This is a genomic window from Massilia sp. PAMC28688 (assembly GCF_019443445.1).
Classification (GTDB): domain Bacteria; phylum Pseudomonadota; class Gammaproteobacteria; order Burkholderiales; family Burkholderiaceae_D; genus Telluria_A.
The window spans coordinates 2,583,119-2,600,271 of record NZ_CP080378.1 but is presented as its reverse complement, the minus strand read 5'-3'; the positions used below and the strand labels follow the sequence as shown (position 1 = coordinate 2,600,271).

Here is a 17,153-nt window from a genome sequence, read left to right as displayed (position 1 = left end):
AGCATGCACATTCATGAAGTCAAAAAAGGCGAGACCCTGTGGAAGATCGGGCGCCAGCACAAGGTCACGGTGGAACAGCTGGCCATTGCCAACAACCTCAAGGGCCGCAAGATCCATCAGCTCAGCATTGGCCAGCGCGTGGTCATCCCGGGCAAGACCACGGGCACGCCGGACACGTCCCTGGCACTTGCCTTCCGCGGCCTTGATCACAAGCCCATCAAGCCAGCCAAGGTGAAAGTCGAACACGATGGCGGCGTGCTCGAATACCTGCTCGATGCATCGGGCTCGCTGGCGCTGACCATTCGCGACCATGCCCAGGGACTGAAGGTGTGGGTCGAGGACATGAACAAGGAAATGGTGAGCGTGCTCGACCGCCCCATCCTGCCGATCGGCACCTGGAATGTCGCCATCGATTCGCGCGCCGTCAAAATCGAAGGCAACCTCCAGCAAAAGACGGGCACGCCGGCCACCACCACAAGCCAGGCCAAGGCGGCGACGACCCACAACGCCAGGCAGACCAATGGCACCACGGCAGCCACCCAGACCCGGGCCGAAGCGGGCAAACCGATCCACGCCCTGGCCACCATCTACACCGAAGAAAACCTGCGCCTGGTGCCTGGCAACGAGCAGTACCGCAAATACATCATCGCGGCAGCAAAGAAGTTCGGGCTGACGCCACAATCGCTGGCAGCGCTGCTGGACGCGGAGGCGGCCAAGAAAAAAGGCGTGTGGCAGGAAAAGTCGAACGAATCGAACCCCAAGCTGGCACAGGGCCTGGCCCAGTTCTTCAAGCCGGCCTGGGACGATGTATTCAACAGCCCCAAGTCGCTGCTGCATGCAGACTGCCAGAAAATGAGCGCGGCCGAACGCTACAAGAAGCGCCTGGAAGCGAAGTACGCCATTGACGGCGCCGCCACCTACGCCAGCCTGAACCTGAAGAGCTTTGCGCGCATGACCAAGTACGAAGTCGACGGCCTGCCGCCGGAAGACAAGGCCAAGCTCGCCTACATCCTGCACCATGAAGGCCTGGGCGGCGCCCTGCGCCTGATCGGGAAGGGCAAGCCCTTCACCCAGGACAGCGCCACCTCGCTGTTGGCCCAGCAGCTGGGCAAGAAGAATCTGGCCAAGCTGACGGAACTGATTGAACAGTACGATGGCAATGCCATCTCCGCCTACAAGGGCTGGCTGTACACCTACACCGACAGCAAGATCAATGTGAACCATTTCCTGGTCCAGGACCAGCAAAAGTTCGCGACCGCCCCCCGCTCCACGTCCGACATCATGGGCTCGCTGGACAAGATTGCCGCTGCGCCCAAGCCTGCCAAGAAGGCGGCCGCCGCCCCGCCCCCGGCAACAGCCAAGCCGGCGTCGGCGCCGGCAGCAAAGCCGGCAGCGCCGGCCGCGCCCAAGCCTGCGTCACCTGCCACAACGCCTGCAGCTGCGGCAACGGGGCCAGTGGGCGACCCGCACAGCAAATGGTTCGATCCGCTCGATACCTGCACGCTGCGCACGGCAAAGCTCGCGGGCAAAAAATCGGCCACCTTCGGCATGGTCCGGGCAGGCGGCAAAAAACCGCACCAGGGCATCGACCTCATTGCCGTGCCGGGAACCACCGTCTACGCAGTCGCCGATGGTGAGGTGTACCTGGCCAAATCACCGAACGAGAGCTACCCTTATGGGCACAGCCTGGTGCTGGTGGTGAACATCGATGATCTGCCGCCCGCGCAGGCGCAAGTGTTTAAAAAAGTAAATCCGGGCCAGCAAACCATCGGCTTCTATTATGCTCACCTCAGCGAGTTCCTGGTGCCGAACAAGAAGCCCGTGGAAGCGGGCACGCCCATTGCCAAGACAGGCGACAGTGGCAATGCCGCCGGCATGACAACCGTGGCCAGCGGTGCGCACTTGCACTTTGAAGTACGCAAGAAGGCACTGCTCAAATGCAAGGGCCTTGAAAATCGCGTTGACCCGCTGCCATTTATCGTCAATTGTACTAACCGTTAATCTACCTGCTCGTTTATCTGATGACCAACTACGCCGCACTCCTTTCGATCCTCCTCCTGGCCAGCGGCTGCAATGCAGCAGACCAGACCAGCGCCGGGCAAGCAAAACCGGGCGCTGCGCCTGCCACGGCTGCCGCGCCCACCAAATGCACGAGCGAACCATGCGGCAACACGGCAAGCGGAGAAGACCCGCAGGAGGTCGCCCTGCGCAAGGCCAATCAGGCCCGTGATGCGCTGGCGGCAAGCGGCACCGATCAGCAGCGCTGGGTGTTCCCCCTGTTTTCGGACACCACCGACCCGGCACGCCTGCAGATGGATGTGGTCAAGGCTGCCGGCTTCAAGATGCGCCTGTTGCCGCAAAAAGGCCACCTGGTGTTCGAGCGTCCCGGCGCAGTCGATACGTTCGAGATCGCGCCGAAAGAGTTGAAGGAGTCGACCTGCCCGCAGTATGGCGTGAGCGTCATTGCGGCCGGCGCCTCGTACGCCCTGATCAAGAAAAACTGTCCGCTGACGGAATACAAGCCGAACCGCTACGCCATGACGTCCGAGTATTACTTATATGATGCCAACAGTGCGGTGATGCGCAGCGTGTGGGCGGCCCATTCTGGCTCGAAGGACGAGAAATTCCCGGCAGCCAAACCGGCGCCCACGATCAAGAAGGTCGCCGATGGTTACCAGTTCAGCTGGGCCGGCATCTGGCCCAACGATCCCGCGCAGAAGAAGGTGGAAATCCGCAACAAGTACTCCTGGAAGGCCAACAAGGCCGGCAAGACCGAACTGCTGTGCACCGACCTGACCGCGCCAAAGGACGAGGCGCTGGAAAACGAGATGTGCGAAGGCGGCATCTTGCCGCTGGTGTCGTCTGTGCGGAAATAGCCGCGTTGTCGCTTGGCCAGCCTGACAGCAACGATACCTCCGTCGCGGACACTCCTTTACCGGCCCCCACGTGCACCCCACATTCACTCATGCAGTGAAGGTAGGTCAGCATAAAATTCGTCGCGCCAGGCCTCTTCACGCTGATCAACTTGGCTTCTTCCCTGGGGCCCTCTACGACTTACTTACCGACTAATAGGATGCGACACTACCGTGACGCCACTGCACGGCATTGCCCTCGCCCTTGCTTCCGAGGCGCTTGCTGCGGGCGGCGCACACGAGCATCAGTCGGGAGCCTTGGTATCCGTGAACACAGACTGCAAGCTGCAAACGACGCCTCTGATGCGGTGCCCGCTGCATGCCGATTACAAGCGCGCCGATGCCACGCTCAACAAGCGCTACAAGTCTTTGATCACAGAGCTAACGCCGGTAGAGTCACTGCGCAAAACGCAACGGTGACGGATTGCTTTTCGGGCGCGCAGATGCGAAGAGATGCAAGCGGCAGTAAACTGTAACAACGCGCATTGCGTCCGAATCGAGCAGGACAAGTGTATCCTAGAAATTACTGAGAAACGTTCAGCAGCGTTAGCTGAGTTCATCAACAACCCGCGGTCCGCTGTGGCTCTCAATTTCCGCTACAGCGACCTATATCCCGAACCTTTGGATTGATCTTGGGCGGCGCTGCGTGCGCAAGCGTCACAGCCCGCTGCGTTGATTTTCGGCCTCACAGTACCCCACCTCGTGAAAAGGTTTGTCATGCAAACACTTCAACTTAGTCACCCTTGGAATGCACTGGCATTTGCGCTGCTGATGATGTGCGTCAGGGACAGTACGGCAGCGACGCTAATCACTTTTGATCGTCCCAACCTCGTCGTCGTTCTCGATCAAGGCGAGATGCGAGGATTCTATACCGGCAACACAACCAAGCCGTCCGCCGCTTCCGGCTCGGATAATATCGAATGCACTTTCATGTTTATGAAAGTGAAAGGGCAGAATGCGCTTAACGTGCGGTCACTGGATCGTCCGGCCACGAACTGGAACGCGGCACCCTACGCAGAAGGCGCCATTATGGTCCAAGGACCTGTTTGGCAGCTTCAATTCCTTGACCGGCCGCGTGGATGCGCTCGCCAGTATGATAAAGATGAGATTGTTGTGCCGCCGGCAGATCCCGGGGCAAACCTGACGCATCACGCTGCCCGTGGCGCACGTTTCGCCGCTATTGCTCATTCCAGTGTCATCGGCATTCGGTGGGTAGGGTTGGACACGTTTATACAGCGCAACACTGGCGGCAAGTTCATGTCAACCATCGAGAAAATCCCGACCGGAACATTGGTTGTGGCACTCAGGAAGTCGGGACCGTACACGGAGGTGCAGCATGTTGACCTCAAGACAAACCGAAAAGTGCGGGCTTGGGTTCACTCAACGAAATTGACAGATCCTTATCCGAATTGACTTTGACATGACGACGCAATACAACGATCATGATGCGAGAAGCGCAATCCCGCGCAGCTTCTTGCCGGTCCATCCCCCGAGCAGATTTTGTTGTTGGCTGCCAGGCCTTGTATGGCATGATGGATAACTTTCCACTTGCCGAAAGCCTGCCCCATGCGCCTTGCCCTGCTCATCTTGTGCGTGTTTGCCGGTGCCGCCCACGCGGCCGATGCCTCTTTTGCCGACCCGAACAGGCTGGCGCGCGTGCAGGCACTGCTCCCTGAAGTCGACAAGATGTATGCCGAACTGGCCGCGAAGGAAAAATTTCCCGGCTTGGTCTACGGCATCGTCGTCGATGGCAAGCTGGTGCATTCGCGCGCCATCGGCCTTGCCAACGTGGAAAGCAAGTCTCCCGTCACCACATCGACCCAGTTCCGCATTGCATCGATGACCAAGAGCTTCGTGACCATGGCGGTGCTCAGGCTGCGCGACGAAGGCAAGTTGCAGCTGGACGATCCTGTCACCAGGTACTTGCCCGAATTGCGCAAGGTCACGCTGCCCACTGCGGATGCTCCCCCGCTGACGGTACGCATGCTGATGACCATGACCAGCGGCCTGCCCGAGGACAATCCGTGGGGCGACCGCCAGATGGCACTGAGCAACAAGGAACTGGCAGACCTGGTCGGCGGCGGGCTGTCCTTTTCCAGCGCGCCGGGCCAGGCTTTTGAATACAGCAATCTCGGATACATCATGCTGGGCAAAGTGGTCACCAGGGTGGCCGGCATGCGCTTCCAGGATTACATCACCCGCAACATCCTGCTGCCGCTGGGCATGAACGACACGCTCTGGGAATACCGCAAGGCGCCCGCCGCCCGGCTGGCCCTGGGCTACCAGTGGCTCCATGACAGCTGGCTGCGCGAGCCGATGCTGCGCGACGGCGACGGCGCGGCCATGGGCGGCCTGATCACCACCGCCGACGATTTCGCCCGCTACCTCGCCTTCCACCTCGACGCCTGGCCCGCCCGCGCCGGCGCCGACAATGGCCCGCTCAAACGCGCCTCGGTACGCGACATGCAGTTGCCCAAGGCGTTTTCCGATTTCCACGCCCAGACCACCCTGACCGACGGCCAGACCGCCAATCCGAAGGTGAGTTTCTACGGTTACGGCCTGAGCTGGACGCGCGACGCTCGCGGCGTGACCGTCGTCGGGCATTCGGGCGGCTTGCCAGGATTTGGCAGCCAGTTCCGCTTTGCCCCCGACCACGGCGTGGGTATCTTCGCCTTCACCAACCTGCGCTACGGTAATGTCTACGGCCCCACCGCCAAGATGCTGGGCACCCTGATCGAACAGGCAAAGCTGCCGCCCCGCTCACCCGTTCCCGCCCCCATCCTGCTCACGCGCCAGGCCCAGGTGGCGCGCCTGATCCAGGGCTGGGATGTCGCCCTGGGCCAGGAAATCGCCGCCGACAATTTTTTCCTCGACCGCTCGCGTGAAGACTGGATGGAGGAAACGGCCACCCATCTGGCCAGGATCGGCAAGGTGGTCTCGCTTGGCCCCATCCGGGCCGAGAACCGCCTGCGCGGCGCATTCTCCGTGGTGGGCGAGCAAGGGACGGTGGACGTCGCCTTTACCCTCACCCCGGAACGCGAACCGAAGCTGCAGGAATTGCGCCTCACGGCCCCGTCCCCGTAGCCACCACCGGGCCTGCAACGGCAGCGCCGCACAGGGAAACGCGCCGGGGAAATTGCCACAATCACTTTTCTCAGGTATTCAACCTTAATGTAAAATAATTGAACAATTGCATCACCCGGCGTGCGCGGATATTCCACCTTGCCCGGGCTTTCGGGAGCATCCGTGTTAAGAATTTTCGCTGGGCTGTCACTGTGGCTGATGTGCGCCCTGGGCGGCGCAGCCTCGGCGCCCGCCGGCCCGGCCGCTGCCGCCCTGACCATCACGTTTGCGGAACCGGGCGGGCGCCTGGTGCGCGGCACCAGCGTGTACGGCGCCGGGCGCGGCGTGGCGCTGCACGCGAGCGACATGGTGGCAACCGGCAGCGGCAGCATGCAGCTCGATGTGGCCGGCCGCCCGGTGGCGGTGGGACCCGGCTCGCGCTTTTTCGTCAAGCATGGCGCCGAACTGATTTTGCTGGAAGGCTGGATGAAGGTGGCCGACGGCGGCAAGCAGCCGCTTACCGTCAGCAGCGCCAATGTCGAGCTGGCCGGCCTGGCAGCCACCGTCACCCTGCGCGTGGCGGCCGGCAGCAGCGAGCTGTTTGCCGAATCGGCCGACGTGATGGTCAACGAAACCCAGGCAGGCAAGCTCCAGCGCCGCACCAGACTGCCGCGCGAGCACTTTGCGTCTCGCAGCGGCGCCAAGCCCCTGCAGATCGTGCCGCGCCCGCCGGCCGCTTTCCTGTCTGCCATGCCGCCCGTGTTCAAGGAAACGCTGGTGCCGCTTAGCCTCAAGGGCGCACCAGTGCCGCCGGCACGCCAGGGTGCGGCCGCGTATGCTGACCTGGCGCCCTGGCTGGCCGCCCATCCCGTCTTGCGCCAGCAATTCCAGCGGCGCTTTGCCCCACCCCGGCAGGCGCGCCCCGCGTCGCCCTCCATCCTCACCGATCAGTTCTAAGGCTTGACCATGACATTTTCAATCGCGGCGAAGTTCAATATCGTCTTCCTCACCATCTTTGCAGTGGGATTTGGCGCCACCAGCCTGGTCACCAATCATCTGCTGCAGGAAAACGCCCGCGAGGAAACCCTGCAGAGCGCACGGGTGCTGATGCAGTCGGCCCTGGCGGCGCGCAGCTACACGGCGGCGCAGATCGTGCCCCTGCTTGAAACGCGCCTGAAGTATGAATTTCTGCCGCAGTCGATCCCCTCCTTTGCCGCCACCGAGCATCTGGGCCAGCTACTAAAGCAGTACCCGGATTTCAGCTACAAGGAAGCGACACTCAACCCCACCAACCTGCGCGACCGCGCGGCCGACTGGGAAGCGGACCTGGTCAACACCCTGCGCGCCAAGCCGGCCCTGACTGAACTGGTCGGCCAGCGCAACACGGCCACCGGCCCGGCGCTGTATGTGGCGCGCCCCCTGCAAATCAAGAGCCAGGCCTGCCTGCGCTGCCACAGCGTGCCGGACGCCGCGCCCAAGACCATGACCGACATCTACGGGCGCAATAATGGCTTCGGCTGGAAGCACATGGAAATCGTGGGCGCCCAGGTGGTGTCGGTGCCGATGGACGTGCCCCTCCAGCGCGCCCGCGCCATGCTCAACACCTACATGCTCTCGATGCTCGGCATCTTCGCCTTCCTCTTCATTGCCCTGAACATCATGGTGCACTACTTCGTCACGCGCCGCATCACGCGCATGTCGCGCCTGGCCGACCAGGTCAGCCTGGGCGAATTCAATGCCGAGGAATTCGAGGTCAAGGGCAGCGATGAACTGTCGGCCCTGGCGCGCTCGTTTGCCCGCATGCGCTCCAGCCTGGCCAGCGCCATGAAGATGCTGGACGAGTAAGCGGAGCGCTGCGGCATGATCGAGCAACTGGGCAAATACCGGGTCGACAGCATCCTGGGCAAGGGCGCCATGGGGGTCGTCTACAAGGCCTTCGACCCGGGGATTGAACGGGTGGTGGCGCTCAAGACCATCCGCAAGGAGATGTTCAGCGAAAGCGAACAGCACGACCTGATCGGGCGCTTCAAGAACGAGGCGCAGGCGGCCGGGCGCCTGAATCATCCCAACATCGTCATGGTCTACGATTATGGCGAAACCAGTGAATCGGCCTATATCGCCATGGAGTTTGTCGAAGGTGCCGCGCTCGACAAGCTGATGGTGCCCGAACGCCCCACGGCCCTGCCGCGCGTGCTGGCCTGGATGGGCGACCTGCTGCAGGGCCTGCAGTATGCCCACTCGCGCGGCGTGGTGCATCGCGATGTGAAGCCGGCCAACCTCCTGATCACGGCGGCGGCCCAGGTCAAGATCAGCGACTTCGGCATCGCCCGCATGGAGTCATCCACCCTGACCCAGGCCGGCTCCATGATCGGCACGCCCAGCTACATGTCGCCCGAGCAGTTCCGGGGCGACCCGGTGGATGGCCGCTCGGACGTATTCTCGGCCGGTATCGTGCTGTACCAGCTCTTGACGGGCGTGCGGCCCTTCACCGGCTCGGCCTCGGCCGTCATGCACCAGATCCTCAACGACCAGCCGCCCCCGCCCTCGCAGGTGCTGGCGGCGCTGGGCCGCCATTTCGATCCGGTGGTGGCGCGCGCCATTGCCAAGTCGCCCGCGGCCCGTTTTGCTTCGGCGGGCGAGTTCCACGAGGCGCTGATGGCGGCGGCACGCGCAGCGGCCGGCCAGCACGGTGCGGACGATCCCGACGCCACCACGCTGGCCGACAGCGACCGCACCATCCTTGCCGCCGGCCTGCCGGCGCTCGAGCGCGCGGCACCGGCCCAGGGCGGCGCGGAAGCGACCGGCAGCGGTTTTGCCAACATGACGGCCTGGAAGCGTGAAGCGCTGCCCGAGGTCGAGCTCCTCCTGGCCCGCCAGATCGGGCCGATGGCCAGATTCCTGCTCAAGAAAGTGGCCGACAAGGCCGAGGGCCTGGACCAGCTGGCCGACCTGCTGCTGCCGCACATCCCCTCGGACCTCGGGCGGGTGCAGTTCCAGCAGGCGGTGGCCGTGGTGGGCAAGAAGCTCGACGCCACCGGTACCGGCACCGGGCTGCGCACCAATGCCACGCTGTCCGGTTCGCGCAGCAGCGGCGCCCTTGGCACTACCAGCGCCACGGGCACGCACGCCGCAGGGCGCTCTGCCATCAGCGTGCCGGTCGGCTTCGACCAGGCCTATGCCGACGCCCTGGCCACCCGGCTGACACTGGTGATCGGTCCCATCGCGCGCGTGGTCGCCAAGCGCGCCATGAAGCAGACCAATGACAGGCTGGCCTTTGTGCAGCTGCTTGCCGGCCATATCGACAACCCCGCGGAGCGCGCCCGTTTCATTGCCGATGCCGGCGCCGCCTGATCCCGATCACGTCCCCCAATGACCATGCCCATCCCCCTGTCAGCCGTACGCGTCCACCGCCTGCCGGCCACGCTGGCCTTTGGCGCCACCGACATTGGCCCGGTGCGGGCGGGGAACGAAGACAACTTTCTGGTCGATGAAGCGCTGGGACTGGCCATGGTGGCCGATGGCATGGGCGGCCACGCCGCCGGCGAGGTGGCCAGCGCCGGCGCCCTCACCACCTTGCGCGACTACCTGCACCAGCGCGCCGCCGACTTGCCCGCGCCGTCCGCGGTGGCGGGCATGGCGGCCGACCCGGACGCCACCTGGTCCGACCCGGCCGCCGGCGCGGTACGCCTGCTGCACGCGGGGATTGCGCATGCCAATGCCAGCCTGTACGCGCAAAACTGCAGCCGCAATCGCAGCGAGGGCGGCATGGGCACCACCCTGACCGGCTTCTGGCGCCCGTATTCGGCCTGGCCCCTGGTGTTTTTCCACGTGGGCGACAGCCGCCTGTATCGCCTGCGCGGCGGCGTGCTGGAACAGCTCACGCGCGACCAGACCATGTATCAGCAGGCGCTGGAAGCGGGCATGTTCGACAATCTGCCGGCGCGCAACCTGCTGCTGCAGGCGGTAGGGCCGTCTGCTTCCGTCATGCCGGAAGTGCGCTCGCACCTGGCGCTTGACGGCGACGTGCTGATGCTGTGCAGCGATGGCCTGCACGGCAGCGTGCCGCACGCGGAAATGGAAAGCATGCTGGCCAGGGCCACGCCGGGCAACCTTGACCAATTGTGCGCCCAGCTGATCGACATGGCCAAGCTGTATGGGGCGCGCGACAACATCACCGTGCTGCTGGCCCTGTGCGCCAGCGACGCTGCTTAAACCTGGCGCCAGCCCCGCGCCGACCACTGGCCGTCCAGCATGGCAGTGAATGCGGCAGGCGCCGGTAAGCCATGGCAGCACGCCAGGCTGGGCCCCACGTGGGCCGAACCATCGGTCCACCAGGCGCTGATGCCGGCCATGGCGATGCCGGCCAGCGGCGGCAGGCGGCCGGCCTCGATCGGTGACACCGCCGGCGAAAACGGCAACGCCGCCCCCGGTCCGGCGTGACCTGGCACGGGCACGCCTGCCGTAGCCAGCAAGGCGGCATCAAAGGTATCGAGGGAAAAGTCCGGTTCCAGGGCCGACAGGGCCAGCGCTTCCAGGCGGCCAAACCAGGCGTCGCGCGGCCCCAGGCAATCGGCCAGCACCGGCAGCGCCGGCAGCGCGCTGGCCAGCACCAGGGGAAAGCAGCGCCCCACGCGGTCGGCGCTTGGCATCATCACCCCCAGCCAGGCCTGGTCGCCGCACACCGCCGGTCCCAGCGCAAAGCGCCAGATCGGGCTGGCGCCCCACATCCCTGGCCAGGCCGGTCCCAGCTGCTCGCGGCTGCGAAGCAGCGCGCCCTGCAGCCAGGCGTCGAAGCGCTGCTGCATCGGGGCCGGCAGGCGGCGCGCGACAAAGTCGCCGTGGCTGGGCAGCTTGCCGAAAAAGCCGACGCTCACCGGGCCGCCGTCACCAGCTGCTGGGACAGCGGAACTGTTCCAGCGCATCGCGCCGGAACGGATTGATCACGCTGCTGGCGGTGAGCTGGTAAGCCATCTTGTGGCCGTCCAGATCAAACGTGAGCGTGTAGCGCTCTCCCTGCGCGCCCGGCTGCAGCACGCCCTTGTCGAGCATGCGGAACCAGGCCCATGGGCCGTCGGTGCGCATTTCCGCCCGCAGGGCCGGCGTCACCTCGAACATCACCTGCCCCCCGCCTTTGCCCGACGGCAGGGTGATGGCGGTGGCTCGCGCCGGCGCGCCGCTGGTGTAAAGCACCGGCTGGCCGTCAATGTCGAGGATGACCTTGGCCAGGGCCGGGTCCCCCCCTTGGGGCATCAGGTCAAAGCGCAGCGAAGGCTGGCGTCCGCCGCTGGCGAAGAACATCTGGCGCAGGCGCGCGGCGCGCTGGAACTGGTTGAGCACATCCTGGCCTATGCCGATCGGGGCGTTGCCGGTGTTGCGCCACTTCCATTGGCCGCCCGCCATGTCCACTTGCGCGGCCAGGTTCTTGGTGAAAAAGTCGTCCATGAGGCCGCCCGGTCCGAAGAACTTGCCAAAGTCATCGGGCGTGGCGTCACGGCTGGCGTTGCGCACCAGCGGGTAGCGCCCGGCAATGGCGTCGCGGCAGAAGGGCGCGGCCTCGGCCGCCCACAGGGCCTGGATGCGGGCCCGCTCGCTGCCCAGGGTCAGGCCGGCACCGGCACTGTCGACGTTTTGCAGGATTTCGCCCAACGGCGCCGGCGTGCCTTCGGCGGCGCGCTTGATCTTTTGCAGCGCGTCGCCGGCGGGAGCGGGCGTGCCGGCCTTGCGCGCCTGGTCGGCCGCATCGAAGTATTGCGAGGCATCCTTGAGCAGCGCCAGCTGAGCGTCGAGCGGGCCGGGCGCGGCCGCCGTGCCAACCAGCTTGTGCAGAGGCGCAAAATGCTGGTCCACCGGATTCGCGGACGGCGCTTCCGGCACGGCGCCTTCCTCGCCGCTGAGCGCCGCTTCGAGCTTCTTGCGCGCTTCCGACATTTTGCTGCGCACCACCGCCTCCATCGGGGCAGCCGTCCTGGCGGCGCCGCCCAGGCTGGTTTCGCGCGCCGCCGCGGCCAGGAAGGTCTTGAGCGGGGAATCGGCCCCGGCCAGCGCATTGGTGATGCGCGCGCCCTGGTCCAGGCTGGAAAACGGTGCGATGCGCACGTCGGCCAGCAGCTGGTCCCACAGACGGATATAGTCGGCGTAATACAGCTGCAGCACGGCCGCCGTCATCTGGTCGCCGGTGAGGGCGGCGGCGGCACCGGCGCCACCTTCGCTTTCGCGGCGGTCGAGCACCCAGCTGTCCTTGGCAATATCAACCAGCGCCAGCGGCGTTTGCTTGAGCACTTCGCGGTAGCCGGCCACGCTGTACAGCCCTGGCACGCCGCGGGTGAGCGGCTCGCCGCTCTTGCGTGCCAGGACTGCCGACACGTCGCGCCCGACGGCGCCATTGACGGAAAACTCGGGCAGGCGCGCCTGCCCCACCTGGCGCTTGACGCGGTTGTAGACGCGCTCTGGCAGCGGCATCATGGCCAGGGTGCCGCGCACGGTGGCCACCAGGGCCGGGTCGAGCGGCGGCGGTTCGGCGCCGCCGTCAAGCAGCGCGGCCACATGGGCCAGCAGCTGGTCGCGCTGCTCCACGCTGGCGCCGGACAGGCTGCGGCGCCAGTCCACGTCAAACCAGGCAAGCACGGAATCGGCATCGAGATGATTGGGCTGGCCCAGCATCAGGTACACGCGCAACGCTTCGTAGAGCTGCTCCTGGTTGTTGGCGTCGCCCCGGCGCAGCACCTGTTCGAGGCGCTCCGTGAGGCGTGGCAGCAGGGCCGAATGGAGCAGGCGCTGGTAGGCCAGCTGGGCGCCGGCACCGAGCTTGTCGCGCTGGTTCAGGCCGAAGCGATCGAGCAGCGGCACGCCGGCCTCGCGCTCGTCGTAGCCCCCGGGCAGCGCGCGGGCGGCGTCGAGCATCGGCAGCAGCTCGGCCGGGGCGGCGCCGGGCGGCACCGCCTGCACCACCTTTTCGAGCGCGCCAGTGCGCTGCGCCACCTCGTCCACGGTGCGCCCGTTACGGACATAACTGCTGGCCAGGCCCGCGGCAAGCAGCACCAGCAGCAGGGCGGCAGCGCCCGCGCCAGCCCAGCGCAGGCGCCGCTGGCGCTGCTCGAAACCGGCATCGGTGCCGGCCAGCCCGGCTTCCTTGAACATCACTTCGCGCAGCAGGTCGGTGATGAAGTAGCTGCGGCCACTGGTGGCATTGGGCGGCAGCACCTTGCGGTCCAGGCCAAAGGTGGCAGCCAGCGCGCCCATGACGCGGTCGATCGGACTGCCTTCCTGGGTGCCGCTGGTGAAGTAGACGCCACGCAGCTGGGCGCTCGCTTCATAACGGGTGGGCTCGAACACGGCCTTCAGGAAGCCGTCAAGCACCTCCCCCAGGCCGCCGAACTGCTGCGGAAAGCGGTACAGCAAGGCGCGCCGCTGCAGGTCGCGCTCTTCCTGCATGCGCGAGAGCACCCGCGCCTGCAGCTGCTGCTCCAGCTCCAGGAAGCGGGCCGGAAAGGCCGCCAGCGCGGCGGCGCCGCCGCCTTCGACCGGGAAGGTCATGCCCCACACCTTGGCCCGCTCGTCGCGGCCGAGCGTATCGAAAAACTCCATGAAGCCGGCCAGCAGGTCGCACTTGGTGACGGTGACATACACGGGGAAGGTGCTGCCGAGCTTTTCGTGCAGCTCGCGGATGCGGGCCCGGATGGCCGCGGCCTGGGCCTGGCGCGCCGCCGGCCCCTGCTGCAGCAGGTCGGCCACGCTCAAGGCCACGATCACGCCATTGATGGGGCGGCGCGGGCGATGCTTCTTGAGCAGGTCCAGAAAGCCATGCCAGCCGGCCTGGTCGACCGCGGCATCGCTGTCCTGGGTGGTGTAGCGTCCGGCCGTATCGAGCAGCACGGCTTCATCGGTGAACCACCAGTCGCACAGGCGGGTGCCGCCCACGCCGCCCACGGCGCCCGGGCCAATGGTGTCGGCCAGCGGAAAGCGCAGGCCGGAATTGAGGAGCGTGGTGGTCTTGCCGCTGCCGGGAGCGCCCACGAACAGGTACCACGGCAGCTGGTACAGGTAGGCGCTGCCCCAGCGCTGCTTGCCCGACGACTTGCGCAGCACGGCCAGGGCCTGCTCCATACGTTCCTTGAGCGCGGCCTGTTCCTGCACGGTTGCCGCCGACAGGGTGCCCGCCCCTGGCGCGGCCGGCGGCGCATCGGCCGCCGCCAGGCTGGCCATCAGGCGCCGGTTGGCCAGGTGGGCCGAGAGCATCTTCCAGCCATACCAGCCGGCCCAGGCGGCGAACATGAGGGCGATGAAGAACCAGCGCACCCCGGTGCCGGCAAACGGCTCCTTGCCGTCAAAGGCCAAGAGGGGCGATTCGAACCAGAACACCAGCGACAGCAGCAGCACACCGATAAATGCCAGTACCGCGCGCTTGAACAGCCAGGAGAACAGACGTTTCATATTGGGCCGCCGAAACGGTAAAAAATGGGTGGAACAGCCAGGAACAGCATGGCGCAGCGTGCGGTCAAGGCGCGCTGGCGGGCGCCAGCACCACCAGGTCCACGCGGCGGTTGCGCGCGCGTCCGGCCGGGCTGTCATTGGAAGTCAGGGGCGCGGCATCGCCCCGGCCCTCGGCGCTATAGCGCTCCGGCGGGCCGGCCTGCGCGGCCAGCATGGCCATGACGCTGGCCGCCCGTGCCTTGGACAGGTCGTAATTGGATGGATAGCGCGCCGACAGGCCGGGCCGGGTGTTGTCGGTGTGGCCGATCACCTGCACCTTGCCGGGCAAGGTCTTGAGGGCCTCGCCAATGCGGTTCAGCAGGGGCGTCATGGCCGGGTCCACGGCCGCGCTGCCGGAGCCGAACATGCCTTCGCCGTGCAGGGTGATGGTGGTGCGGCCCGGCGTTTCGTTCACGCTCACGCGGCCGGCCGCCACTTCGGGCGCCAGGAAGGTGGACAGGCGCGATGGTCCCGCGGCGGCCTGCACCGGCGCCGGAGCCGACGGTGCGGCCTGGCGCAGGGCCGACAACCTGGCAAAGACCGGGTCGGAACTGCGGTTGAGCGCCACCGAGGCGGCCAGCTGCGCGCCCAGCAGCAGCACGCAGACTGCCGCCGCCGCCACCCACACGGGGGTGCTGCGCAGGGGGGCGGCGACCGGTGCCGCGGCGCCGCGCCAGTGCGGCGACAGGCCGCTGTCCACCGCGCCCCGGTGCTGGCGGATCAGCTGCAGCAGGCGCTCACGCAACTGGGTCAGCTGGGCCTGGCCCTGGTCGGCCATGCGAAAGCGTCCCTCCAGCCCCAGCGCCAGGCACAGGTACATCAGTTCCAGCAAGTCCAGGTGCCTGGCCGGGTCCTGGCTCAGGCGCTGCAGCACCAGGAAGAATTTTTCGCCGCCGGATGCTTCATTGTGAAAGGCCACCAGCAGGCTGCGCGTGCCCCACACCCCGCTGCCCCAGGCAGTGCCGGCAATCGTTTCGTCCAGCAGGGTGCACAGGGCGTAGCGGGCGGCGGCGATGGATTCGGCCGGCACACCCGCCGCCGCGGCATCGGCTTCAAAGGTGCGAATCGCCAGCGCCAGGCGTTCGCGCAGCTGGCCGAGGTCTGGCGGCTGCATGGTGTGGCGCAGCGGCACCACCAGGTCGAGCAGCGGATCGGCCGCCCGCACCAGCCGGTTCAGGCCACTGCCTGCCAGCACGGTGTGCGGCGTCGCGGCGTGGGCGCTGGCGGCGGGGGCGGCGGGGCCAGCGCCCCCTGCCGGCGCTGGCGCCGGGCGCCGTCCGCCCGGGTTCAGGATCAGCATGGTGGCGTCCGGATCCGGCTGCGGCCTGGCCGGGTCCTGTTCCGGCTTGCCCGGCTCCTGTGTGCTCATGGCGCGTTATCTCCTGATGGCCCAGAACTGCATTTGCAGTCCCGGAAAATCGCCGGCCACGTGCATGGCGAAGCCGGCCGACTGCTGCAGTTGCTGAAAGTATTCGCTGCCGCTGTCGAGTTCAAAATACGTGTAGCCGGCATAGAACGGCAGCTGGCGTGGCGCCACCGGCAGGGGGCGCAGGCCAATGCCGGGCAGCTGCAGATTGACCAGGTCGCGGATCTTTTCCACCGAGCCAATCTTGACCTGGGCCGGAAAGGCGCCGCGCAGCTGCTCCGGCGGCAGGTGGGCATTGACCGCCAGCACAAAGGTGGCCGAGCGCAGCAGCTCGCGGTCCGGCACCACGGCCACGCGGATGCCGAACTGGCGCTCGTCGAGCGGAATCGGCACGGCCTGGCTATCCATCACGGTGGACAGGGCGCGCCGCAGGTCCGCGATCACGGGCGCGAACGTTTCGGCCAGCTGCTCGTGGCGGTACACCGGATAGGTGGCGCTGCGCTTGCCGGCATCGGTAAAGGTGGCCAGTTCGCCGGCCAGCGAGACCAGCGCCTGGTACAGCGTTTCCGGATGCACCCCGGTGGCACCGGCCAGGTGCTGCACCAGCGGCTCGACCCGGTTGATCAGCTGCAGCAGGAGGAAGTCCGCAATTTCGGCAGCGCCGGCGGCGCCGGGCTGCGACAGGCGCGCGGCCAGCAGGTCGCCGCGCTGGTGCAAGAGGCCCGCCAGTTCGTCGGCAAAGGCCGACAGGCGCGGGGCGGCGCGAAAATCCAGGCACGGCGCGCTGTAGTCCGGGTCAATCACTACGCGGTTGTCGGCGCGCCGCTCAATGATGCGGGCCACGCCGATGGTGGCATAGGCATTGGCGACCTCGGACGCCAGCGCCAGGCGCAGGCGCAATTTGCCAACCTGCATCAGGGCGCTGTTGTCGAGACCATTGCTGTCCCAGGCTTCGTAATCGTCGGCGCGATGGCGCGCGAAGTTATCGGGCCCGATGCCATTGTCCACCTCGGCCACGCCGTGGCGGCGCAGGGGCAGCGCCAGCACCACCAGCACGTTGCGGGCGTCGGCCGGGATATCGAGCGGCAGCGGCAGTTCGTCGTCGGCCGGCAGCGTGAACGGGGTGCCGTCGGGCAGCACCGCCGTGCACGACTGCAGCGCCAGCTTGCCCAGGGCCAGCTGATGCTCGTCGATCTTCAGGTCCGCAAAGCCCCAGCTGTACGGGCGCAGCGCGGCGACGCGGTTTTCAAGCTGGCTTTGCCAATAGCGGTCGTGCTGTTGCAAATGCTGCGGCTGGAGCAGCATGCCCTCGGACCAGACTACCTTGTTTTTCCACGCCATTG

The 17,153-nt window shown here is 66.4% G+C and carries 13 protein-coding genes; 9 read left to right on the top strand and 4 right to left on the bottom strand.

Features of this window, described 5'->3' with window-relative positions:
• Window positions 1-3: 3 nt before the first annotated feature.
• The 9 genes from KY495_RS11675 (at window position 4) to KY495_RS11635 (ending at window position 10,187) form a co-directional block, all read left to right on the top strand.
• Entirely contained in the window at window positions 4-2,001 is a 1,998-nt protein-coding gene (locus tag KY495_RS11675) for a peptidoglycan DD-metalloendopeptidase family protein (protein WP_219883819.1), read from the top strand.
• A gap of 20 nt (window positions 2,002-2,021) precedes the next feature.
• Entirely contained in the window at window positions 2,022-2,876 is an 855-nt protein-coding gene (locus KY495_RS11670) for a hypothetical protein (RefSeq protein WP_219883817.1), read from the top strand.
• A 210-nt stretch (window positions 2,877-3,086) separates the two neighbouring features.
• Window positions 3,087-3,332: a hypothetical protein gene (locus KY495_RS11665; protein WP_219883815.1), complete on the top strand. Its 246-nt coding sequence runs from the start codon at window positions 3,087-3,089 to the stop codon at window positions 3,330-3,332.
• 297 nt (window positions 3,333-3,629) lie between these two features.
• Window positions 3,630-4,325: a hypothetical protein gene (locus tag KY495_RS11660; RefSeq protein WP_219883813.1), complete on the top strand. Its 696-nt coding sequence runs from the start codon at window positions 3,630-3,632 to the stop codon at window positions 4,323-4,325.
• A gap of 153 nt (window positions 4,326-4,478) precedes the next feature.
• Window positions 4,479-5,996, top strand: coding sequence for a serine hydrolase (locus tag KY495_RS11655; RefSeq protein ID WP_219883812.1), 1,518 nt, complete (start codon window positions 4,479-4,481; stop codon window positions 5,994-5,996).
• A 162-nt stretch (window positions 5,997-6,158) separates the two neighbouring features.
• Entirely contained in the window at window positions 6,159-6,932 is a 774-nt protein-coding gene (locus tag KY495_RS11650; protein WP_219883811.1) for a hypothetical protein, read from the top strand.
• A 9-nt stretch (window positions 6,933-6,941) separates the two neighbouring features.
• Window positions 6,942-7,820 carry a DUF3365 domain-containing protein gene (locus KY495_RS11645; protein WP_219883809.1) on the top strand — a complete coding sequence of 293 codons (879 nt, stop codon included), beginning with the start codon at window positions 6,942-6,944 and terminating at the stop codon, window positions 7,818-7,820.
• Window positions 7,821-7,835: 15 nt separating this feature from the next.
• Window positions 7,836-9,326: a serine/threonine-protein kinase gene (locus KY495_RS11640; protein WP_219883807.1), complete on the top strand. Its 1,491-nt coding sequence runs from the start codon at window positions 7,836-7,838 to the stop codon at window positions 9,324-9,326.
• An 18-nt stretch (window positions 9,327-9,344) separates the two neighbouring features.
• The gene (locus KY495_RS11635) at window positions 9,345-10,187 is read left to right on the top strand and encodes a PP2C family serine/threonine-protein phosphatase (protein ID WP_219883805.1); all 843 of its coding nucleotides are present in this window, start codon (window positions 9,345-9,347) and stop codon (window positions 10,185-10,187) included.
• On the opposite strand, the gene tagF is transcribed toward KY495_RS11635, so the two are convergent.
• The 4 genes from tagF to tssK form a co-directional block, all read right to left on the bottom strand.
• Window positions 10,184-10,849: a type VI secretion system-associated protein TagF gene (gene tagF, locus KY495_RS11630; RefSeq protein WP_219883803.1), complete on the bottom strand. Its 666-nt coding sequence runs from the start codon at window positions 10,847-10,849 to the stop codon at window positions 10,184-10,186. The genes KY495_RS11635 and tagF overlap by 4 nt on opposite strands.
• 10 nt (window positions 10,850-10,859) lie before the next feature.
• Window positions 10,860-14,405, bottom strand: coding sequence for a type VI secretion system membrane subunit TssM (gene tssM / locus KY495_RS11625; protein ID WP_219883801.1), 3,546 nt, complete (start codon window positions 14,403-14,405; stop codon window positions 10,860-10,862).
• A 64-nt stretch (window positions 14,406-14,469) separates the two neighbouring features.
• Window positions 14,470-15,813 (bottom strand): type IVB secretion system protein IcmH/DotU, encoded by a 1,344-nt coding sequence (gene icmH, locus KY495_RS11620; protein ID WP_219883800.1) that lies wholly within the window; start codon window positions 15,811-15,813, stop codon window positions 14,470-14,472.
• 6 nt (window positions 15,814-15,819) lie between these two features.
• Window positions 15,820-17,151: a type VI secretion system baseplate subunit TssK gene (tssK, locus tag KY495_RS11615; RefSeq protein ID WP_219883798.1), complete on the bottom strand. Its 1,332-nt coding sequence runs from the start codon at window positions 17,149-17,151 to the stop codon at window positions 15,820-15,822.
• Window positions 17,152-17,153 lie beyond the last annotated feature (2 nt).

What these genes read in the sequence shown, in the direction of transcription:
- tssK (WP_219883798.1), bottom strand. Translation starts at nt 17,151, where the DNA reads ATGGCGTGGAAAAACAAGGTAGTCTGGTCCGAGGGCATGCTGCTCCAG.
- KY495_RS11640 (WP_219883807.1), top strand. Translation starts at nt 7,836, where the DNA reads ATGATCGAGCAACTGGGCAAATACCGGGTCGACAGCATCCTGGGCAAG.
- KY495_RS11645 (WP_219883809.1), top strand. Translation starts at nt 6,942, where the DNA reads ATGACATTTTCAATCGCGGCGAAGTTCAATATCGTCTTCCTCACCATC.
- KY495_RS11675 (WP_219883819.1), top strand. Translation starts at nt 4, where the DNA reads ATGCACATTCATGAAGTCAAAAAAGGCGAGACCCTGTGGAAGATCGGG.
- KY495_RS11655 (WP_219883812.1), top strand. Translation starts at nt 4,479, where the DNA reads ATGCGCCTTGCCCTGCTCATCTTGTGCGTGTTTGCCGGTGCCGCCCAC.
- tssM (WP_219883801.1), bottom strand. Translation starts at nt 14,405, where the DNA reads ATGAAACGTCTGTTCTCCTGGCTGTTCAAGCGCGCGGTACTGGCATTT.
- KY495_RS11635 (WP_219883805.1), top strand. Translation starts at nt 9,345, where the DNA reads ATGACCATGCCCATCCCCCTGTCAGCCGTACGCGTCCACCGCCTGCCG.
- KY495_RS11670 (WP_219883817.1), top strand. Translation starts at nt 2,022, where the DNA reads ATGACCAACTACGCCGCACTCCTTTCGATCCTCCTCCTGGCCAGCGGC.
- icmH (WP_219883800.1), bottom strand. Translation starts at nt 15,813, where the DNA reads ATGAGCACACAGGAGCCGGGCAAGCCGGAACAGGACCCGGCCAGGCCG.
- KY495_RS11660 (WP_219883813.1), top strand. Translation starts at nt 3,630, where the DNA reads ATGCAAACACTTCAACTTAGTCACCCTTGGAATGCACTGGCATTTGCG.